13 protein-coding genes are annotated in these 22124 nt (G+C 49.2%); 5 read left to right on the top strand and 8 right to left on the bottom strand.

The features are described 5' to 3' along the window. Positions 1 to 55: 55 nt before the first annotated feature. The 3 genes from BZG82_RS05650 to pepN all read right to left on the bottom strand — a co-directional run bounded on the left by BZG82_RS05650 (position 56) and on the right by pepN (position 7987). Complete coding sequence (locus BZG82_RS05650) at positions 56 to 4876, bottom strand: NAD-glutamate dehydrogenase (protein ID WP_077765369.1); 4821 nt, start codon at positions 4874 to 4876, stop codon at positions 56 to 58. 185 nt (positions 4877 to 5061) lie between these two features. Beyond that, positions 5062 to 5280 carry a DUF2835 domain-containing protein gene (locus tag BZG82_RS05645; RefSeq protein ID WP_069587733.1) on the bottom strand — a complete coding sequence of 73 codons (219 nt, stop codon included), beginning with the start codon at positions 5278 to 5280 and terminating at the stop codon, positions 5062 to 5064. A gap of 97 nt (positions 5281 to 5377) precedes the next feature. Next, the gene (gene pepN / locus BZG82_RS05640) at positions 5378 to 7987 is read right to left on the bottom strand and encodes an aminopeptidase N (RefSeq protein ID WP_077678102.1); all 2610 of its coding nucleotides are present in this window, start codon (positions 7985 to 7987) and stop codon (positions 5378 to 5380) included. Between the two features lie 342 nt (positions 7988 to 8329). Between pepN and pncB the strand changes: the two genes are divergently transcribed. Continuing rightward, complete coding sequence (pncB, locus tag BZG82_RS05635) at positions 8330 to 9502, top strand: nicotinate phosphoribosyltransferase (protein WP_077765368.1); 1173 nt, start codon at positions 8330 to 8332, stop codon at positions 9500 to 9502. An 80-nt stretch (positions 9503 to 9582) separates the two neighbouring features. On the opposite strand, the gene BZG82_RS05630 is transcribed toward pncB, so the two are convergent. The 4 genes from BZG82_RS05630 to BZG82_RS05615 form a co-directional block, all read right to left on the bottom strand. Continuing rightward, positions 9583 to 10230, bottom strand: coding sequence for a hypothetical protein (locus tag BZG82_RS05630; protein WP_077765367.1), 648 nt, complete (start codon positions 10228 to 10230; stop codon positions 9583 to 9585). A gap of 176 nt (positions 10231 to 10406) precedes the next feature. Continuing rightward, positions 10407 to 12413 (bottom strand): carboxy terminal-processing peptidase, encoded by a 2007-nt coding sequence (gene prc / locus BZG82_RS05625; protein ID WP_077765366.1) that lies wholly within the window; start codon positions 12411 to 12413, stop codon positions 10407 to 10409. Positions 12414 to 12430: 17 nt separating this feature from the next. Further along, positions 12431 to 13072, bottom strand: a complete 642-nt coding sequence (proQ, locus tag BZG82_RS05620) for an RNA chaperone ProQ (RefSeq protein ID WP_069589069.1) — start codon at positions 13070 to 13072, stop codon at positions 12431 to 12433. A 115-nt stretch (positions 13073 to 13187) separates the two neighbouring features. Continuing rightward, positions 13188 to 13646 carry a GAF domain-containing protein gene (locus BZG82_RS05615; RefSeq protein ID WP_077479171.1) on the bottom strand — a complete coding sequence of 153 codons (459 nt, stop codon included), beginning with the start codon at positions 13644 to 13646 and terminating at the stop codon, positions 13188 to 13190. A 76-nt stretch (positions 13647 to 13722) separates the two neighbouring features. Here BZG82_RS05615 and BZG82_RS05610 point away from each other — a divergent pair, with 76 nt between their 5' ends. From BZG82_RS05610 to rsmF, 4 genes are all read left to right on the top strand, one after another. Beyond that, the gene (locus BZG82_RS05610; RefSeq protein WP_077661942.1) at positions 13723 to 15510 is read left to right on the top strand and encodes an ABC transporter ATP-binding protein; all 1788 of its coding nucleotides are present in this window, start codon (positions 13723 to 13725) and stop codon (positions 15508 to 15510) included. 1 nt (position 15511) lies between these two features. Next, positions 15512 to 16771 carry a paraquat-inducible protein A gene (locus BZG82_RS05605; RefSeq protein WP_077765365.1) on the top strand — a complete coding sequence of 420 codons (1260 nt, stop codon included), beginning with the start codon at positions 15512 to 15514 and terminating at the stop codon, positions 16769 to 16771. Beyond that, entirely contained in the window at positions 16734 to 19370 is a 2637-nt protein-coding gene (locus BZG82_RS05600; RefSeq protein WP_077765364.1) for a PqiB family protein, read from the top strand. Before BZG82_RS05605 ends, BZG82_RS05600 begins: the two co-directional genes overlap by 38 nt. A 146-nt stretch (positions 19371 to 19516) precedes the next feature. After that, the gene (gene rsmF, locus BZG82_RS05595; RefSeq protein ID WP_077661945.1) at positions 19517 to 20965 is read left to right on the top strand and encodes a 16S rRNA (cytosine(1407)-C(5))-methyltransferase RsmF; all 1449 of its coding nucleotides are present in this window, start codon (positions 19517 to 19519) and stop codon (positions 20963 to 20965) included. Between the two features lie 177 nt (positions 20966 to 21142). Here rsmF and BZG82_RS05590 read toward each other — a convergent pair whose 3' ends face one another. Beyond that, entirely contained in the window at positions 21143 to 21976 is an 834-nt protein-coding gene (locus BZG82_RS05590) for a CvfB family protein (protein WP_077765363.1), read from the bottom strand. Positions 21977 to 22124: the final 148 nt, after the last annotated feature.

Here is a 22124-nt window from a genome sequence, read left to right as displayed (position 1 = left end):
TCCTAATAAAAAAGCCCCGTTATAAACGGGGCTAGATTATTGCGTTATTACTGCTTTAATTCAAATTTAAAAGCGATAATTCACGCAGCGCAACCGAGAATTTTGCAAATTCATGGACCGAGCCGACTTTGAACTCATCCACAATACTGCGCCAGCGGCCCAGAATCATGGCATGCTCTTCCATCCATGCGTCGAGTCCCGCTTCTGCATCTTGTTTCGGATCCATTTCTGAAACAATACGCGCAGTCAGCAAACGTTGCTGCCAATCCAAATCTTCTCGGAATGAAGCACGCGCCAGAGCCTGCCAGTGGTTGTCGACCGGTTGGTTGTTGATTTGTTTCAAGAACCAATGCAACGATAAATTATCACCCAGCACATAGTATAAGCGTGCCACCAGCTCGAACGGTTTATCTAACTGCTCGGATACTTGCGCCAAGTCGAGGCCCGAGAAGATGCTGGTCAAACGACACACTTTGCTTGCCAACTCATCAGGTACACCCGCTTTGCGCAGTTTCTCCGCCTGATCATCGTGTTCTTTAATCTCACTGTCGACCAAGTAGCTATCCAGGTTCGCTGCCAAGTTTTGTAACGCGGGACGATAAAACGCCACTTGCGCTTCAATGCTCTCGCCTTTGCGTTTGTTGCGAAGCATCCAGCGGGTTGCGCGACGCAACATGCGACGACAACGGAACAAAATATCGTATTGAACGGACGCACTCACTTGGTTATCCAATGCGCGAACATCATCAAATATCTGTTCAAAACCAAAGATTTCGCGAGCAATCGCGTAAGATTTAGCAATGTCACTCACACTGGCACCGGTTTCGTCTTGCATACGGGTGATAAAGTTAAAGCCCATATCATTCGACATTTGGTTCGCCAGCACAGTCGCAATGATCTCACCACGCAGTGGGTGCGACTCCATCTCTTGACGATAGTGACGTTGTAACTCTTTGGGGAAATAACCGGGGAGCAGTTGGCCAAAGTGACTATCTTGCGTCACCTCCTCGACCACCAGCTGCTCTTTTAACACCATTTTGCCATATGCAACCAGCACGGCAATTTCTGGACGTGTTAAACCATTTCCTCGTAAGTTACGTTCCGCGAGCGTTTCATCATCAGGTAGATACTCAAGCGCACGATCTAACTTGCCCTCTTTCTCGAGATAATGAATAAAGCGGATCTGCTCTTTGAGCAACGACGCTTGCTGATTGTGCGTGACAGAGATAGATTCACTTTGACTGTAGGCATCTTCCAGCACAATCTCAGAAACATCATTCTCCATTTTCTCCAGCAGTTGATTACGCTTTTTCAAGGTAAGATCGCCGGATGCCACCAAGCCATTCAATAGGATCTTGATGTTGACTTCGTTATCCGAGCAATCAACGCCACCCACATTGTCAATAAAGTCAGTATTAACACGACCACCTTTTAGTGCGTATTCAATACGTCCTAATTGCGTCATGCCGAGATTACCGCCCTCACCGATAATGCGCGCGCCCACTTCCTTGCCGTTAACACGTAATCCGTCATTCGCACGATCACCCACTTCTGTATGGGTCTCGTTTGCGGCTTTCACGTACGTCCCGATCCCGCCATTCCAGAGCAGATCCACTTTGGTTTGCAGGATCTGCTTGATCAAGTCGTTCGGCGCCATGGATTGCTTACGCGTACCCAATAGCTTTTGGATCTCTGGCGTCAAGGTGATGGATTTCGCACGACGAGAGAAAACGCCGCCGCCTTTTGAAATCAGCTTACTGTCATAGTCTTCCCAACTAGAACGAGGCAAGTTGAATAAACGCTCACGTTCTTTCCAACTTTTTGCGGCATCCGGTTCTGGGTCAATAAAGATATGCATATGGTTAAAGGCCGCGACCAAGCGAATATGCTTAGAAAGCAACATGCCATTACCAAATACATCGCCGCCCATGTCACCAATGCCAACACAGGTAAAATCTGTCGTCTGGCAATCGATGTCTAGCTCGCGGAAATGGCGTTTTACCGACTCCCAGGCCCCTTTCGCGGTAATGCCCATTTTCTTATGGTCGTAACCATTGGAACCACCAGAGGCAAAGGCATCCCCTAACCAGAAGTTGTATTGTGCTGAGACACTGTTCGCCAAATCAGAGAAGGTTGCCGTGCCTTTATCCGCCGCAACCACCAGATAAGCGTCATCATCATCATGGCGCACCACCTCATTTGGTGGGGTTAGTTCGCCCTCGATGATGTTATCCGTGATATCCAACAGACCTTGAATGAAAATACGGTAACAGCGTTGACCTTCTGCAAAGATCTCATCGCGACCGGTAAACTGGTGTTGGCGTTTACAGACGAATCCGCCTTTCGCGCCTACCGGCACAATCACGGTATTTTTCACCTGTTGTGCTTTAACGAGGCCAAGCACCTCGGTACGGAAGTCTTCTTGACGATCTGACCAGCGCAAACCACCCCGAGCGACTTTTCCCCCGCGCAGATGCACACCTTCCACATCGGGTGAGTATACGAAGATCTCGTAGGCTGGCACCGGTTGAGGGATCTCAGGAATGTCTGCAGGTTGCAATTTTAATGATAGATACGGCTTATCCAGGCCATTCTCTGGGTCTTTTTGGAAGAAGTTGGTGCGCAATGTCGCCAACATCATTTCCATATAACGACGGATAATCCGATCGTCATCCAGACTTTCCACTTGCTCAAGCGCGTCTTCGATCTGGGCGATCAATTTGTCTTGCGCACGCTGGGTATTCTTCGCCGCTGGATCAAATCGTTTGTTAAACAGTTGAACCAGCAAACTCGCTAGATCAGGATGGGACGCCAGCGTCTCTTCAATGTATGCCTGACTAAACGGAAAACCGACTTGTCGCATATAACGCGCATAGGCACGAAGGATAGTCACTTCACGACCCGATAGTCCTGCATTCAAGACTAAACGGTTAAATCCATCGTTATCTAACCGTCCGTGCCAAATATCAGCGAAGGCCTGCTGGAAACGATCCCGCGCTTTCGACAAGTTGAAGGCTGAACCGGCACTGTGCAACATCGAGAAGTCGAGAATCCAATAGACGTCACCATGACTGGTTTCGACTTCATAGGGCGATTCACCAATGACACGCAGACCGAGGTTTTCCAACATCGGCATCACATCGGATAAGTGGATCGGCTCACCTTTTTGGAACAGTTTCAGGCTCACCGCATTCGAGTGATGACTCACCTCTTGTGGACGATAGAACAACATGTCCAACTTATGGTCGTCACTTAAGCCTTCCAAACGTTCAATATCAGCCACCGCAGAACCAGGCAACATCGCTTCTTTATAGGAACGAGGGAACGCGCGTAGGTAACGCTTCGCGATCGGCGTACCTCGGTTTTCGCCAAAGTTGGCAATCACCGCTTCTTGTAAACGGTCATCCCATGATGAAGCCGCTTCGGTAAGGTTTTGCTCAATCTTTTTCACATCAATATCGAAGTTGTTATTATCGACCCGCACAATGTAATGCGTGCGTGCCAATGGGCTTTCAGAGAAGAAGGTGTTGAACTCAACATCCTGATCAGAACCAAAGTACTGCTGGAAAATACGTTGCGTCTGACGACGGAATTCCGTGTTGTACCGCTCACGCGTGATATACACCATACATGAGAAGAAGCGGCCAAACGGATCGCGACGGACGAACACACGCAGCATGTCACGGTCTTGCATTTGCACGACGCCCATACCGACATTACGCATTTCATCTTCGGTCGCTTGGAACAGCTCATCACGCGGATAGTTTTCGAGGATGTTCGCCAGTGCTTTCCACGAATGTGACTCTTGATAGAAGCCGCTGTTATCCAGAATTCGGCGTACTTTATTGCGTAATACCGGAATACTGGAGGTCGATTGGTTATACGCCGATGACGCGTAAAGCCCCGTAAAGCGGTGCTCACCAATCACATTTCCCTGCGCATCAAATTTTTTGATGCCGATATAGTCAACATAGGCAGGTCGGTGCACACGCGATTTCGCATTGCTTTTGGTCAGTACCAATAGCTCTTTCTTTAATGCCGTTGCACGCGCAGACTCTGGCATTTCCGACAAGCGCACCACATTCGGTGATTTATGCTTTTTGGCCAGACCGAGTGCATCGCATTCACTGGAGGCGCGAAGCTCATAGTCACCTTCAACGGCCACAAGGTCAAAACACTTGTAACCCATGAAGGTAAAGTTGTTTTCGGTAATCCAGGTCAGAAATTCAATCGCTTCTTGACGGCGCTCATCATCAAACGGCAGCGCGGCCTCTTTCAGTGATTTCACCAAAGACAGCATTTGCTCGCGCATTGGCTGCCAATCATTCACGACCATCACCACATCGGTCAGCGTTTCATGGAGTTCTTTTTCCAACGCTGCCATTTCAGCATCTTCTGACATCTTATCGATTTCGATGTGGAAAGTGCTTTGGAATTGGCCGTTCTCACCGCTGATCTCAACCACATCACCTTGTTGGTTTTTCAACGCTTTCACAGGCGTGTTTAGCATCAGGTGTGTTGTGATCCCCAATCGATTGAGGGCCATACGGACGGAATCCACCAAAAACGGCGCATCCGGGGCGAGGATTTCGACAATGGTATGGGTTGATTGCCAACCGTTACCACTGAGGCTGGGGTTAAAGACCTTAACGAATATTTTATCTTGTTCGAATGTGTTGAGATGGTGCCACATGCTCATCACGGCACCATAGAGATCTGATTCATTGCGTTCCTGCAAATCATTATCAGAAATTTGACCCAATATCCTTTTGGCTAATGCATCGACGAGTGGCTGTTGAGTATCATCCAGTTTATCGGCAATCAGTTGATAAACTTTCTCAAGTAACACCGGTACTATAGGGTCACGCGAGGTCATTCTGGAACTCCGTAGTCCTTTTTTAGACGTTATCTTTGTAGTAAGTATTAGAGGTAAACATTGCGTTAACATACGCACTGCCTAGTGTAAGGCTTGCTACACAAAAACGTTATATCTAAACAGCTGGATTTATACGAATTTCGCGAGAATGTGACTGGTGTAGCTATTTCCTTAGCTACGTTTGGTTAGGCGATGCGCTCGAGAGAACGAAAGCGATTCTCCTCATCGGTGGTAAGTTTAAAACGGCCTCGTATACCGAGTTGTGAGAGATAAGGACGAAAGCGTGCGGCGGGAATTTGCAAGCGTAGTCCCTTGTCGGTAGTGACCACCACACTCGACGCGGCGCCACTGTAATAGAGCTGATACTCTGAATAGGAAATATTGACGTTAAAACGATAATCCATCGTGTTGATACTCGGTCATTTTTTCTCTGCGACAGGGTAACAAAAAAGCCGCCCAAATTGGACGGCTTGATGATCATTGGATCACGATTCGCTCGCCCTATTGTTCGAGCGTTTTTTGCACTTTCTCGTACAAATCGTTAGCCAAGTTATCCATGTCAGCCAACTCTTGTAGTACTTGGCGCATATGCTGCTGACGTTCGGTGTCGTAATACGCCAGTTTAAGCAATGGATCGATTAAACGCGAAGCCACTTGCGGGTTCGATTCGTTTAAGGTTACCAAGATCTCTTTCAAGAATCGGTAGCCACTCCCATCTTTGGCGTGGAAGTGCGCGGGGTTGCGCGAACAAAAGGCACCAATCAAACTACGGGTTCGGTTTGGATTCTTAAGGCTAAATGCCGGATGAGCCATTTGTGCTTTCACCCCTTCCAAGGCATTTTCTGCCGGATTTATACCTTGCAGCACAAACCACTTATCCATCACTAGCCCGTCATGCTGCCACTGGTCGCTAAAGTGCTTCATCAAGGACTCGCGGCATGGCAGTTGGGCGGCGTTGGCCGCATGCAGTGCTGCCATTGTATCGGTCATGTTGTTGGCATTACGGTATTGTGCTTCGACCCAATCATTGCCGTTTTCAGTATGTGCAAGATAGCTTAAACACGTGTTGCGTAAGTCACGCTCACCAATCGCTTTATGGCTGATTTCATATGACGCTTGTGTATATTGGCGATAAACCGTTTCCAGCTCATCAACCATTTCATCCGCGAATTGCTGTTTGAAAGCCGCCATGACCATGTGAATCGCATCCACATCCACAATATCAAACCAGCCCGCCACTTCGTTTTCAGAAGGTAACTTGAGCACTTCTGCAATCAATGCCGGTTCAGTGTTCTCGCTCAGTAGTACTCCACGGAAAGCATCAACCACTGACGCTGGGATCACTATCTTTTCATCATTTTGTACGCGTGCCACATTGGCCTTGATGTGTTTTGCCAGCAAGCTTTGTCCCGCATCCCAGCGAGCAAAGTCATTGCGCGCGTGTTGCAGCAAGAAGGTTAAGTCTTGATCTTGGTAATCATACTCAAGCTTCACCGGTGCCGAGAACTCGCGTAGCAACGAAATCACTGGCTGCTCATCCACCGCATCAAAAATAAAGGTTTGTTCGGCTTCAGTCACCGCCAAGATATGGTGTACAGGCTCTCCATGACGCTGTAACTCAATCACACTGCCATCAGCGCGATACAGTTCAATATCGAGCGGAATATACAATGGTAGTTTTTCCGCTTGATCGGCCGTTGCTGGCGTATGTTGCTTCACATGCAATGCCAGTTGTTTAGTCGCATCGTCATAGGTTGAAGATACATTGAGAACCGGCGTGCCCGATTGACTGTACCAGCGTCGGAATTGGGTTAAATCAATCCCTGAGGCATCTTCCATCGCTTGCACAAAGTCATCGCACGTTGCTGCTGTGCCATCATGGCGTTCAAAGTAGAGCTTCACGCCTTTTTGGAACCCTTCTTCGCCAAGAATAGTGTGCATCATACGAATCACTTCACTGCCCTTTTCATACACTGTCAGGGTGTAGAAGTTATTCATTTCGATCACTTTTTCTGGGCGGATCGGATGCGACATCGGGCTTGCATCTTCAGCAAATTGAGGGCCGCGCATAATGCGAACATTTTCAATACGGTTGACCGAGCGAGAGCCCAAATCAGACGAAAATTCCTGATCGCGGAAAACCGTTAACCCTTCTTTCAGGCTCAGCTGAAACCAATCACGACAGGTGACTCGGTTCCCCGTCCAGTTATGGAAGTATTCATGACCAATAACCGCCTCAATCCCCAAATAGTCGGCATCGGTTGCCGTCTCTGCATTGGCAAGCACATACTTGGAGTTAAAGATATTGAGGCCTTTGTTCTCCATAGCACCCATGTTGAAGAAATCAACGGCCACGATCATGTAGATATCAAGGTCATACTCAAGGTCGAAGCGTGTTTCATCCCATTTCATCGCATTCTTAAGCGAAACCATGGCGTGATCGGCGCGATCTAAGTTGCCTTTATCCACGAAAATTTCGAGGGCCACTTCACGACCTGAACGCGTCACAAAGCTGTCACGCAACACATCAAAATCACCAGCAACTAGCGCAAACAGATAACTTGGCTTTGCATACGGATCATGCCACTCAACCCAATGACGACCGTTATCCAACTCGCCCGACGCAATTTTGTTACCGTTACTCAGCAAGTATGGATAAGACGCTTTATCCGCAATCACCTTGGTGGTGAAACGTGCCAATACATCCGGGCGATCGAGATAGTAAGTAATACGGCGGAAGCCTTCTGCTTCACACTGCGTGCAATACGCACCGCCTGATATATACAAACCTTCAAGGGCCGAATTATTTTCTGGGTCGATCTCGGTTTGGATCGTGAGCGTGAACGCCGCAGGCACATCACGGACGATGAGTTTGCCTGACTCCTCACTGTAGGCCGTCCATGCATCGCCATTGATGTCGATACGCACTAACTTTAGGTTTTCGCCATCCAGTTCAATGTCGGTCGCATTGTCATTTAAACGCTTCACTTGGCTCACGGCCGTTACCAAGGTTGCGTTCGGCTCAAGATCAAACTCTAGGTTTAGGTCGGTAATGGTAAAATCAGGGGCGCGATAATCTTTACGATATTTCGCAGTGGGTTGTTGAGACATGTTGAATCCTTATTATTGGGTGTACCTCAGCCAACAAATCGTGTCAGTGACTGCCTGACGCCAACCTTGGCGAGCAGCGTGCTATACCATACCGCGCTCGCAAAAAGATGACTATAGGTTTAACACTTTGTTATCAATTGTTTGCGTATGCGATGTGTAAAAAACGCCTCACAAACTGTCAATGTGACGATAAAACCTCTCAAATTGGCGAATTATGCAGCATATTGTCAACGCAGGCTGCCAATCCGGCAGGAAATATAATGTGACGACGGTTAAATTTTACAGAAATTGCGGTACTATGACGCCAATTTCGTTTTGTAACACGTAAGGCGTTCCACACGCATGCACAATCCGATCATCACTTCACTGCTGGATACGGACGCATACAAGCTGAATATGCAGCAAGCCGTCTTTCATCACTATCGTGACGTTCACGTCACCGCGGACTTCTATTGTCGGAGTGATGAGAATTTAACTCCGCTAAAAGACGCGGTGATAGCGCAAGTGAACGCGCTAGGCTCACTGCGTTTTACTGAGCAGGAGTTAAATTATCTGGCCTCGCTCGAGCTCTATCAAGCAGATTTTCTCTCATACCTGAAGCACTTTCAGCTTCGCCCAGAGCAAGTTACTGTCACTATCGAAGAAGGACAGCTGGCGATTCATATTGCTGGTCCGTGGTGCGAAGTGATTCTCTGGGAAGTGCCATTACTCGCGATTATCTGTGAGTTACGGAATCGCATCTGCTACCCCACGTTCGGGGTGGAGCACGCATTGGCCCGACTTGAGGAGAAACTGAATCATTTACCCGAAGACGGCTTTGCCGATGACTTTCAATTGGTCGACTTCGGCACACGTCGCCGCTTCTCGCGTGATGTGCACTATGCCATCGTTAAACGCCTGAAAGCCGCTTATCCCCCGCTAAAAGGCACCTCCAATGTTTGGTTAGCGAAAGAGCTTGGCCTGCCCCCAGTTGGTACCCAAGCTCATGAGTGGTTTCAAGCGCATCAGCAGCTGGCGGGAGCGTTGGCCGATTCACAACAGCTTGCGCTACGTGTTTGGTTAAAAGAATATCCAAACAGTCTGGGCATCGCTCTGACCGATTGCATCAATATGGATGCTTTCCTTCGTGATTTTGACAGCGAACTCTCGCAAGCCTTTACCGGCCTGCGTCATGACAGTGGCGATCCCATCGCTTGGGGAGAAAAAGCCATTGCCCACTACCAGCATCACGATATCGACCCTGACTCTAAGACGTTGGTCTTCTCTGACAGCCTCACGCTGGCCAAGGCTATTCATATCTATCGCCATTTTTCAGGGCGGGTGCAAACATCGTTTGGAATTGGTACCCAATTAACCTGTGATCTACCCGACGTGAAAACCCTTAACGTGGTGATCAAGCTCACTAGCTGCCAAGGCAAACCCGTCGCCAAAATCTCCGATGAGCCAAACAAAGCAATTTGTAAAGACGAGGCGCATTTGAGTGCGCTGAAAGCGGCATTTAGACTGATTGATTAAATAGTCAGGTACAAAAAATGCCCGCTGTGATACGGGCATTTTTTTCATCGCGTGACGGGCTGGTTGTCTTGTTTGGGGCACTATTGTCGTTCTAGAACCGCTTCCATTCCAAACACATCATTGGTTAATCGCAATGTGTCTGCTGCTAATTGAAATTGCGATGAGTGACGGCCGTCCCGGTAGATCAACATCAGGTTGTCGCCTTCCACCAAATAGACCCCGCGATGAGTGACTGAGCTCCCATCATCCCCGCGCACCTGCATCGCGAATAAGAAGTCGGGCCGTAATTGCAGCGACACCCCGTCAACGTGTTCACTCACATCTTCGCCTGAGATGCTGTGGGAACGCCACAAACCGCTTAAATCTTCTGGCAGGAGCTTGGTAAAGACCGCACCTTGCAGTTGCAATTGGTTATGATTGAGCTGATAGGCATGCCGCTGCTCGATGCCTTCATTATCGTACAGGCGTAATATGTTCTCGTTGATGTCGTACTGCCCTGCAGCGGTTTCGAGTTGTCCATCATGACGTAACAAATCGATACGAAACTCGTAATTGGAATTAAAAGACAGATTAATCGCTTTGTAAGGATGTGGGGCTTGCTCAACGGGCATGTCGCTAAACCAATACCAATCCCCCAGCAGTAATGGGAAATCCACGCGAGAGAGCTCTTCGCTGCGAACCGGAAGCGACACGATGATCGCTAACATACACCCAAGTAAGAGACGCATAACTCACCCCACTGACCGTTATTCCTATCAATAAGGTTAGACGCAGATCTCAAAATGCTACAATTTTTTGATATTGATCTCGTTTTATCGGTTCATCAACATCGGCACGTCATCTCCATGTCATAAAAAAAGCCTAGGCAATTGCCTAGGCTTGTCGTGACACCAACCGAGGATGATCAACGATTAGCGATTAGAGTGGCAAGATCATTGGTAATGCTCGCCGCTTCCTCTAAGTAGGCGTCGGGTTCTTCGTAATCCTTCGGCACATCATCGAGCGATTTAAACGGCGGTTCGCCCATGGCTTTTTGACGTGCATTTAGGCGCGCCAAACGTTCTTTATCCTCGCGATCCATTTCCTGCCGACGCACTTTCTCATTCAAGGAAATACTGTTTTTATCTTTTTCCTGCTGATAAAGCGCAATGTCTTCGCGGATAAAACCAAACTCACGGTCTGAAGCAATGCGGGTTTGATGGCGCTTGGTCAACGCATCAATCACGTCATCAGGCAGCTTCATTGCCGAGTATTCCGCAGGGGCAATTTGATCCCATGGCAACGCGTTGTCTTCCATGCTCTCACCAGTTTCATCGGGGGATACCGGCGATGGAAACGCAATGTCGGGTACCACGCCTTTATTTTGGGTGCTGCCACCGCTGATGCGATAGAATTTTTGAATGGTGTATTGCACGTAACCTAAAGGCTTTTCGAACAAATCATAAATATGATTTAGCGAGCGGTGCTGCTGCACTGTACCTTTACCGAATGACTGTTCGCCAAGCACAATTGCACGGTGGTAATCTTGCATGGCCGCGGCAAAAATCTCTGACGCCGACGCACTGTAACGGTTAATCAGTACCGTCATCGGCCCGTTGTAGAAACTCTTGCCATCACTGTCGTTGTTGACCTTAACCCGACCGTAGCTATCGCGCACTTGCACAATCGGACCTTTGTCGATGAACAAGCCACTCAACGCTGTTGCTTCACTCAAAGCGCCGCCACCGTTATTACGCAAGTCCACCACAATACCACTGACATTTTGCGCGGTGAGCGCTGCCAACTCTTTCTTGGTATCTTCAGCCAAACCGACATAAAAGCCCGGCACCGTCAGCACCCCTACTTTTTGATCGCCACGTTCAATCACGTCGGATTTGACCGCGCGGTCTTCTAAGCGGATTTTGTCACGAGTAATAGTGACGCTGTAACTTTTAGCGTTGGCGCCTTCAGGCAAAATCTGTAGCCGGACCTCGCTTCCCTTCGGTCCTTTGATCAGCTCGACGACATCATCGAGTCGCCAGCCAATCACATCCACCATCGCCTCGTCTTCTTGACCGACACCGATAATGCGATCTCCCGGCGATAACTGTTTAGACTTTGAGGCAGGGCCACCAGCCACCAACGAACGAATCACTGTATATTCATCCTTCACCTGCAAAACCGCACCAATCCCTTCGAGTGACAGGTTCATCTCAGATTGGAACTGCTCAGCATTGCGCGGAGAAAGATAGCTAGTGTGCGGGTCCACTTCTCGCGCAAACGCGTTCATGTAGACTTGAAACACATCTTCACTGTGACTTTGGGTGAGGCGCTTCAATGCGCTGTTATAGCGCTTACCTAGGGTTTCGCGAATATCGTCATCGTCTTTCCCCGTTAGACGGAGATTCAACGCATCATTTTTAATTCGCTTATCCCAAATCGCATCGAGTTCTTGCTCATTGGCCGCCCAAGGCAGTTCGGTACGGTCGAGAACCATTGACTCGTCTTTAGAGAAATCAAACGGCTTATCGAGAACCTCGAGTGCATATTGGTATCGCTCAAAGCGCTTTTTGAGTACCAAATTGTAGATTTCGTAGGCCGCGTCGGTTTCCCCCTCTTTGAGCTGATCGTCCAGCCGGTCTTTCCAACGCGATAAGGTATCGACATCGCTCTGGGTTAAAAAGACACGGTTGTAATCTAACGTCTCGAGATAACGCTCAAAGATCCCGGCCGAGAAAGCATCGTCGAGAGAAAACTGCTTGTAATGCGAGCGGGTAAAGCGCGAGGTGACACGCTTTGAAGCGGTTTTGTGTTGGGGTTCAGCGGAAAGTGTTGGCAAATCACTGAGTTGAAAGTTGGCCTCTACGGCCTGGGCAGACGCTGCCAGCATCAAGCTGGCAGCGATAGCCGAAAAGCGGCGTCGACAAAACATGCGTCGAGGAGTCTCCTTTAGGCGCTGAGGTGCTCCGCTTTCACTAACATGGTCAAACCGTTAGTAAGACGAACACGCACCTCATCCTTGTTAATTTCAACAATGGTCGCTGGCAGATTACCATTGCCCATGTTCACATTTACGTCTTTTCCTACGACAACGTCGCTGGCGCTGAGTTCGCGACGTGGCTCTTTAGCTTTCTTAGTCATTTTAGCTGGCTTTGGTTTACTCGTACGAGCTTTTGCCGTTTGAGCTGCCGCTTTTTTGCCTTTGGCTGGCGTTTTGCCTTGACCGTCTGCTTTTTTCGCTTGTTGCTTACGACGTTCCGCCGCACGCGCTTTGCTTTCAGCAAGAGTTTGAGCCGCGTGATCTATATGCTCTTGTTCTAGCTCGCCACACGCGTTGCCATCAAGATCGACGCGTGACGCACCCGGTTTCACGCTGTGCAGATAACGCCAGGAAGACGTGTACTGGCGAAGCGCGGCTCGCAATTGGGTTTTGCTTACCTTAGGGTCATCATTCAAGCGTTCTGCAAGATCTTGAAAAATGCCAATTTTTAGTGGCTTGGCTTCGCCTTCAACAGTAAAACATTTAGGGAAACGTTCAGCAATGTAGGCAATGACTTCTTTGCTGTTCGCGAGCTTTTCAGTATTTTCCATGTTTTTTCCTGGCCTGCTGTAGTCAAGCTGCAGCAGAATATCTACGTGTATTTAAGTATGAAAGTGGTGCRTATTATAGATACCTGATATTAAAAAACTACCGAGATTGACGAAATTACAGGTGTTTTTGCAATTCTTTGACCAAGGTAGTCAGGCCCTGTTCATCTTCTTGGTCAAAACGACCCACTGTTGGGCTATCAATATCAAGCACGGCTTGGAGTTGGTTGTCGATTCTAACCGGGACGACAAGTTCAGCGTTACTGGCGGCATCACAGGCGATATGCCCCTCAAATGCGTGTACGTCTTCAATCCGCATGACTTTATCTTGGCTAAAGGCGGCACCGCAAACCCCTTTTTCAAATGGGATCCGAACGCACGCCGGCAGGCCCTGAAATGGTCCCAACACCAACTCTTTGCCATCACTCAAGTAAAAACCCACCCAGTTAATGTCTTCAAGTTGGCTATTCAGTAATGCGCTCACGTTCGCCAGTTTTGCAATCAAACTTGGCTCGCCCTCACATAAAGCAACCGCTTGTTGGGTTAACAGACGGTAAAAATCAGCTTTGTTTTCCATAAATCACTGCATCTCAAACAACAAGACCATTACAATAGAAATAATCCAAAGACATTTCAATTGAGTATCTTGATTTATGATTACTTGGCGCTGGCTTCTTGACCAAGCCCGACCTCATCGTACCCGCCTGATTTGGGCCAATATTGTGGCAATTGTCGCCACCCTGATCAGCGTGCCCATTCCGTTATTGATGCCATTACTGGTCGATGAAGTGCTGCTCGATAAACCCGATTGGGGGCTCGCGGTGCTAAACCACGTATTGCCACAAGCTTGGCAACATGCCGCTTTTTATATCGCGGCGGTGCTTGTCATTGTGGTGTTGATGCGTGCCACCAGCCAAGCGCTTAACATCCTTCAAAGCCGTCAGTTCACCCTGGTCGGCAAAGCCATTACCTATAAAATTCGTCAACACCTGATTGCAAAATTAGGCCGTGTGAGTATGCAAGAGTATGAACTGCGCGGCAGTGGCGGGTTAACGTCTCATTTGGTGACCGATGTCGAAACCATTGATAAATTTATTGGTACTACGCTGAGTAAGTTTATTATCGGCATTCTCACCGTAATGGGCACCGCGGTGGTGCTTTTGTGGCTGGATTGGCGATTAGGGCTTTTTATTTTGCTCATCAACCCGATCGTGGTTGCCTTAAGTCGCGCTCTAGGCCAACGGGTTAAACATCTTAAAAAACGAGAAAACCAAGCGTTTGAGCGCTTCCAGCAACGTCTCGTCGACACACTCGATGGGCTTTACCAACTCCGCGCCGCCAACCGAGAGCGTGAATACCTTCATCAATTGGATCAAAGTGCAGGCGATATTAAGGTCAGTGCCGATAAATATGCTTGGCAGTCAGAGGCCGCGGGACGCTTATCATTTTTGATGTTTTTGATTGGCTTTGAACTTTTCCGCGCTGTCGCGATGGGCATGGTCTTTTTTAGTGATCTGACCATTGGTCAAATGTTTGCTGTGTTCGGCTATCTTTGGTTTATGTTGGGCCCGGTTCAGGAACTGTTAGGGATCCAGTTTGCATGGTATAGCGCTAAAGCAGCCATGAATCGAGTCAACGATGTGTTGAGTTTGCAAGAAGAGGCACGCCGTCCTGACGGCCAAAATCCAAGTGATAGCGACAATACAGCCTTGGATATCGAGATTGAGGATCTGCACTTCGCGTATGATGAGGATAAATCTGTTCTCAATGGCTTGAATATGCATATCCCCGCAGGCCAGCGTGTCGCATTGGTCGGCGCCAGCGGTGGCGGTAAGTCAACGCTGATCCAATTGTTGCTAGGCCTTTATCCGGTTGAACATGGCGATATCCGCTATAACGGCTATTCCATCAATCAACTTAATTTAGCCGCGCTTCGCCAACAGATTGCGGTGGTACTGCAGCAACCCATGTTGTTTAACGACACCCTACGTAATAATTTAAGCTTGGGGCGAGATGTGACTGATAGCGAACTGTGGCACGCGCTAGAACAGGCGCAACTTGGTGATGTCGTGAATAAGCTCACTCAAGGGCTCGATACACCGCTAGGACGACAAGGGATCCGTTTATCGGGCGGGCAGCGTCAACGTGTCGCCATCGCAAGAATGTTGCTTGGCGACCCAAAACTGGTCATTCTAGATGAAGCCACGTCGGCATTAGATACCGCAACGGAGCGGGCACTGCACCAAGCGATGCATACCTTCTTAGCCGGTCGCACCACGCTGATTGTGGCGCATCGACTCTCCGCGGTGAAAGAAGCGGATTTGATTTACGTGCTGGAGGATGGCCAAGTCACCCAAAAAGGCACCCACGGTGAGTTGGTTACCGCCCCGGGCGTATACCAAACACTTTATGGCACCATTCAACAGGCAGCAGGGAAATAGCATGCGCGTGCAACCGGTCACTCATCTTGAGCCTCAACCTCGGACAGGGTTAATTCGCTGTCCCGGTTGCGATCTTGTGTTGACCGGTTGCGAAACCGCTTGGGATCACCTTGCCATCTGCCCACGCTGCGCCACTAAATTGCAGCAAGGGCGTCGATTATCGTTTAATGGTGAGTTTGCCATTGCGTTAACCATACTGGTGTTATTTTTACCCGCCCATGGGCTACCGCTATTATCAATCAACCTATTAGGCAAGGAAATTAGCGCATCTGTGCTGACCGGCGCGAACCTTCTATGGACCAGCTATCCCTTTGTCACCGCGCTGGTGGTCTTTTGTGCTAGCCTTGCACCACTCCTTTTTACCTTAGCCATTCTGGTCATGCACTTGGCGCGCCGTCACGGCAACATTCGCTTTTTCCGTCCAACCGTGACGCTGATTGATCACCTCCGTCATTGGGTCATGGCGGATGTGTTTATGGTTAGCCTCGCGATTGCGTGCTTTAAAATCCAAGACTATGCCGATCTTCGCTTTTCATTGGGGCTCGCCTGCTACGCCACGTTACAAATTCTGCTTTCGGTGCTGCTAGTACGTGTCAATACCCGACGCTACTGGGATGCGTTCTTAGCCCCTAAACCTGTCAACAGTATCCATAACTTGATTCGTTGCGATCACTGTGGCTTGACGCAACACCATAGTACTCAAACCCATTGCCAACGTTGTGAACGTCCCCTACACGTTCGCCTGCTACGCAGCGAGCAAAAAACATGGGCGTGTCTGCTCACCGCTGCGGTCTTTTTGTTGCCCGCCAACCTTTATCCAATCTCGATTTTTTTCTCGAATGGCATCCGACTCGAAGACACGATTTTTTCTGGCGTTGCCAGCCTGATTAACAATGGTATGCCGGGAATAGCGGCGATAATTTTTACCGCCAGTATCATTGTGCCGGTAGCAAAGATTCTCGGACTTGGTTTCATTCTGATTAGCTTGCATACCTCTGTCGCCATTACACCACGCCAACGCATGTGGCTGTATAGAAGCGTGAAATGGATTGGAAAGTGGTCAATGATGGACTTATTCGTGATTGCATTTATGGTCGCGCTCGTTGATCGTGGCCGCATTATGGACTTTACACCCGGCCCCGGCGCCATTGCTTTTGGTATTGTGGTGGTACTCACTATGCTGGCCACTGACCTTCTTGATACGCGTTTGATATGGGATCATCATGAGCGACAAACACGACGTGCCGACGCCAACCATTAAGACTACCTATGGTCTTTCTCCTTTATGGATTTTGCCCATCTTGGCGCTAGGCTTAGCGGGATGGCTCGTTTTTCAATCCATTAATGAAGCCGGACAGCGGATTCAAATTCTATTCAGCAATGCGCAAGGCTTAGAAGCGGGACGAACAACCATTCGTTACCAAGGGCTAGAAGTCGGCAAAGTTCGCAATATCACCTTGGCGGATGATCTCAATGGTATTTATGTCGATGCCACGATTTATCCAGAGGCCAAGCAGTTGCTCACGACCGGCAGTGAATTCTGGTTAGTGAAACCACGCGCGTCATTAACGGGGATTAGCGGCCTTGAAACACTGGTGTCGGGGAATTACATCGCCCTTCAACCGGGAACGGGTGAACCTAGCCTTCGCTTTACCGCGCGTGATGAGCCTCCCGCTGAGATGACCGATAAAGCTGGCACGACCTTTAAGCTCCACGCACCGACCTTGGGCTCGCTCAGTATTGGCTCACCAATTTATTACCGTAAAATCCAAGTCGGCGAGATCTACAGTTATCGTCTTGATGATGATAATCAAGGCGTCACCCTGTCTGCATTGATCAAACCTGAGTTCAGTTCGTTGGTGAAGCAAGACACGCGGTTTTGGTCCGTCAGTGGTTTGAAAGCGAATGTCGATCTGTCTGGGGTCGATGTCGAACTTGATAGTCTTGCCAGCTTAGTGGCCGGCGGTGTGACGTTTGATTCACAGAGTACCAGCCCACAAGCGACGCATAATGACAGCTTTAGATTATACCCAAGCCTGAGTGCTGCAAAACGTGGCCAAACCATTGAAATTGCCTTGCCTACCAACCACGGTATTCAAGGCGCTGGCGCCCGAGTCACCTATCAAGGACTGCAGATCGGTGAGATTACCGAGATTCGCATCGACCCAGACACCCAAAACGCGTCTGCCACGGCCGCCATAGACCCGAGCATGCTGTGGCTGTTCAATCAGGAGACCCAAATCACCATCGAACAACCACAGATTGGTTTTAACGGTCTTAAAAATATCGGCAACTTGGTGTTGGGTAACTTCTTATCCGTGGTGCCCGGCTCCCCTGATGCTCCAGCTGTTGATAGTCATTATCGCTTCTCAGCCAGCACGTGGCAGCAGCAACAAAAAGAAGCCGCTGATGCCTTGGTAGTTACGCTCGACGCCGATGACGCTTACGGCCTTACGCCTCGCACCAAAGTGCTCCATCGCGGCATTCAGGTGGGCTTTATTGACCACATCGGCCTCAACGAAAGTGACACCGTCACGATAAAAGCGGTGATCTATCCGCAATACCGCCATCTTGTCAAACAACAATCGCAATTCTTTATCTTAGGGGGAATTACCGGTGAGTTGAGCGGCAATGGGCTCGATGTGGTAGTGCCTGCTATGGAGCAAATCGCCGATCCCGCATTAAGCTTTACTAGCCAAGGCAAGCAAGGTGTACGCGATAGCTATCCGCTCTATACCTCACGTATCCAAGCCAAACACGCGCGAGAAGACGCGCAAGGCAAAACCCGCTTTACCCTAGTGGCTGATGCACTGCCCAGCATTAACGAGGGCAGTCCGGTGATGTATCGCAATTTTGTCGTCGGTCAGGTGGAAGGCTACCAGCTGAATGGAAAAAGCGTCACGATATCGATTGCCGTGAACAATCGCTATCGCCACCTGATAAACCGCGATACGGTATTTTGGAATCAATCCGGTCTCGACATCAAAGCCAACTTACGTGGTGTAGAAATCAACACAGGCTCGCTTCGCTCTTTACTCAGTGGCGGTATCGCCTTTGGCTCTATGCCGGGCATTAGCAACAAACGCCAAGGCGACTGGAAGCTCTACCCCTCACGAAAAGACGCGGCACGTTACGGGGTCGATATTGTACTCAACACGGACGAAGCCAAAGGGTTAAAGGTTGGCAGCGTAATCCGTTATCAAGGGGTGGATGTTGGCGAGATTACCCAACTAGAGCCGGATTTTAAAACTCAATCGGTCCGCGTGCACAGTCGTTTGTACCCTGAATATAAAAATGAACTTGCCCGTCAAGGGAGCTATTACTGGCTAACCCATCCGGTATTAAGCCTTACAAAAACTGAGAACTTAGATTCTTTGTTTGGGGCCTATATCTCTGTCGTACCCGGAGCGGGCGAATTTAAGCAAGAATTCGAATTACATGCTTCCCCCAAATATCCGCGGGGCCTATCACTGGTGCTCGAAAGTGATGCACGTCATTCCATTGCTGTTGGCACCCCAATCCTCTATCGCGATATGGAGGTAGGCACTGTATCCAAAGTGCAATTGGGCGAGTTTGCTGACCGCGTTTTATTCAGTGTCCAGATCACGCCGCAGTATGCACATCTGGTTCGAGAAAACACGGTGTTTTGGAATCAATCCGGTGTGGATGTGTCGATTGGTTTGACCGGTGCCAACCTAAAAAGCGGCACCATTGATAGCCTACTGAAAGGTGGGATCGCCTTTGCAACACCCGACACCTCTCCATTGGCCCCCAAAGCTAACGACAAACGCCACTACCTACTGCATCGAGAACCCAAAGCAGAGTGGCGTGAGTGGCGCACTGCGATCCCGAAACCCTAGCGCTATCTTTTCGGGCAGCCTTTTTCTTTGGCTGCCCTTTTTGAGTAAAAATACCGACTTTCTCCTCCCGCGACCTACACTCAAGGCCAAGATCTGTTTACAATCTTGCGCTGCTAATTTCGAGTTCATCAACAAGAGATCCTGTTTTGCACCCCAATATCTCACTGCCAGAGGCTTTCTTAGCCCAAATACAGGCGACAATGCCCTCGCACCTCTCCATGGAGGAGTTCGTCGCTGCCTGTCAGCGTCCTCTGCGCCGCAGTATTCGTGTCAATACGTTAAAAATTTCCGTCGATGCATTTAAGCAACGTGCCGCAGAGCATCATTGGACACTGACTCCCGTACCTTGGTGTGACACAGGGTTTTGGATTGAGCGACAAGACGATGACAAAGTGCCATTGGGCAATACGGCTGAACACATGGCGGGACTGTTTTACATTCAAGAAGCAAGCTCGATGATGCCGGTCACTGCCTTGCTGGCAGGCGAGCATGAACCGGGCCAAGCCCCTGATTGGCAGCAAGTGCTTGATGTTGCAGCTGCACCGGGTTCAAAAACCACTCAGTTGGCAGCCTCCATGCAAAACAGCGGTATTTTGGTCGCGAATGAGTTTTCAGCGAGCCGCATCAAAGGGCTACATGCCAATGTACAACGCTGCGGGGTAAGAAACGTTGCACTGACTCACTTTGATGGCCGTGTATTCGGCGGCTGGCTACCCGAGCAATTTGATGCCATTCTGCTTGACGCGCCCTGCTCTGGTGAAGGAACTATTCGTAAAGATCCTGATGCGATGAATAACTGGAGCCTTGCCTCAGTCGATGATATTGCGCAGACCCAACAAGCCCTGATTGATAGCGCGTTTCACGCACTGAAACCGGGCGGCGTGCTGGTGTATTCAACCTGTACCTTGAACCACACCGAAAATCAGTCGGTTTGCCACTGGCTCAAGCAAACTTACGGTGACGCTGTCACTTTTGAGTCACTAAAAGATTTATTCCCGGGTGCCGAACAAGCTCTGACCGAGGAAGGCTTTTTACATCTCTACCCTCAGATTTTTGACAGCGAGGGCTTTTTTGTCGCCCGCATTCGTAAACATGCATCCGCCACTCCACCGAGTGTAAAAAAGCGACTGGGCAAATTTCCATTCTCACCAGCAAGTCAAAAAGATAGTCAACAAATAAGCGCCACCTTTAAAAAGGAACTCGGGCTATCGCTGCCGAATGAGGCTACGCTATGGTTACGTGACAAAGAGGTATGGCTTTTCCCTTCAGCTATCGAACCTATGTTAGGGGAAGTGAAGTTTGACCGCATTGGGATCAAGTTAGCCGAAGCCCACCGCAAAGGTTATCGCTGGCAACACGAGGCGATTATCGCATTGAGTACCCAGTCACTCGCTGAATGTAAAACCATTGCGCTCACCAAGACACAAGCCGTTGAATGGTATCAAGGGCGCGACATTTGGCCCGAGCAAACGCCAGAAAAAGGCGATGTCATTGTGACCTATCAAGGGGACGTGCTCGGACTCGGCAAATGGGTCGGTAATCGGATTAAAAATGGCCTACCTCGCGATCAAGTTCGCGATAGCAACTTGTTTTAATCGATATGAAATGGTGTTGATAATAGTTCGCAGGTAAAGAAACTGGCAAAGCTGTATTGATAAACTACACTTTAGTGGAATCACAACCTAAATTGGCATCTGGCTCCAATGAGCCCTTTCCCTGAGCTCGGAACAGGACGTTCCGAGCCTTTTTTTGTCTTGTCTTGCGTGACGCCGTCACTTAACGCGGTAAATGCCATCCGCTTCAATACGAATCTTGCGTTGCTTGTACAAGCCACCCAAAGTCTTTTTAAAGGTCGCTTTACTGGTGCGGAACAAGGCAAAAATCGCATCCGGGGAGCTTTTGTCGTTAAGCGGCAAAAAGCCCCCTTTTTTATCTAGGGTTTGCAAAATTTTATCGCTTAAATCATCAACCCGCGCTTTACCGTGTTTTTGTAGAGCAAGATCCAACTTACTATCGTCGCGCACCGTTTTAACAAACGCACTCAACTTCTTACCGATGAACAGCTTCCCGAACGCTTCAGCGCGATAAATAAGCCCCCAGTGCTGATTATTCACCACACACTTAAAGCCGAGGTCCGTGATATCCGTAATGATTACCGACACTTTGTCGCCCGCTTTTAAACGCGGCTTTTCGTCGCTGATAAACTTGTTGAATTTGCGGCTAGCCACGATACGGCCCGAGGCTTTATCCGTGTAGACGCGAACCACATAAGGTTTACCCTCTTCCATTCGCGTGCGTTGCTCACTAAAAGGCACCAGTAAGTCTTTGCTCAAGCCCCAATCGACAAACGCGCCAACCGAATTGACACCAACACAGCGCAAAGACGCAAACTCGCCCACTTGGGCCAATGGCGTTTCAGTAGTGGCGATAATATCGTCTTCGGAATCGAAATAGATAAACACCTTGAGCTCGTCGCCGACACGGGTATTCTCAGGGACGTACCGAGTTGGTAGCAAAATATTGCCGAACTCATCACCATCAAGAAATACCCCGAAGTCTGCCTGCTTCACTACCGTCAATGTGTTGTATTGGCCTAGTTTAATCATTGTCTCAACGCTGTAGAAAGTAATGGCGGTGAGTATACGCAATTTCACCCTGATATGCGCAGCCAAAACACCACTCAAACGGATAAAAAACCCTCAAGCACTGCCTATCTCCCGCTATACCCCTACTTTCTGTCTCTTGTTAGCGGCC

Origin of the sequence: Salinivibrio sp. PR5 (assembly GCF_001996085.1) — a bacterium.
Classification (GTDB): domain Bacteria; phylum Pseudomonadota; class Gammaproteobacteria; order Enterobacterales; family Vibrionaceae; genus Salinivibrio; species Salinivibrio proteolyticus.
This window is presented reverse-complemented; position numbering and strand designations above follow the sequence as displayed.

Excerpts from the sequence above, each read along its gene's own strand:
- BZG82_RS05615 (WP_077479171.1), bottom strand. The coding sequence starts at position 13,646 with ATGGAAAACAAAGCTGATTTTTACCGTCTGTTAACCCAACAAGCGGTT.
- BZG82_RS05600 (WP_077765364.1), top strand. The coding sequence starts at position 16,734 with ATGAGCGACAAACACGACGTGCCGACGCCAACCATTAAGACTACCTAT.
- BZG82_RS05610 (WP_077661942.1), top strand. The coding sequence starts at position 13,723 with ATGATTACTTGGCGCTGGCTTCTTGACCAAGCCCGACCTCATCGTACC.
- BZG82_RS05630 (WP_077765367.1), bottom strand. The coding sequence starts at position 10,230 with ATGCGTCTCTTACTTGGGTGTATGTTAGCGATCATCGTGTCGCTTCCG.
- proQ (WP_069589069.1), bottom strand. The coding sequence starts at position 13,072 with ATGGAAAATACTGAAAAGCTCGCGAACAGCAAAGAAGTCATTGCCTAC.
- prc (WP_077765366.1), bottom strand. The coding sequence starts at position 12,413 with ATGTTTTGTCGACGCCGCTTTTCGGCTATCGCTGCCAGCTTGATGCTG.
- pncB (WP_077765368.1), top strand. The coding sequence starts at position 8,330 with ATGCACAATCCGATCATCACTTCACTGCTGGATACGGACGCATACAAG.
- BZG82_RS05645 (WP_069587733.1), bottom strand. The coding sequence starts at position 5,280 with ATGGATTATCGTTTTAACGTCAATATTTCCTATTCAGAGTATCAGCTC.
- BZG82_RS05650 (WP_077765369.1), bottom strand. The coding sequence starts at position 4,876 with ATGACCTCGCGTGACCCTATAGTACCGGTGTTACTTGAGAAAGTTTAT.
- BZG82_RS05605 (WP_077765365.1), top strand. The coding sequence starts at position 15,512 with ATGCGCGTGCAACCGGTCACTCATCTTGAGCCTCAACCTCGGACAGGG.
- BZG82_RS05590 (WP_077765363.1), bottom strand. The coding sequence starts at position 21,976 with ATGATTAAACTAGGCCAATACAACACATTGACGGTAGTGAAGCAGGCA.
- pepN (WP_077678102.1), bottom strand. The coding sequence starts at position 7,987 with ATGTCTCAACAACCCACTGCGAAATATCGTAAAGATTATCGCGCCCCT.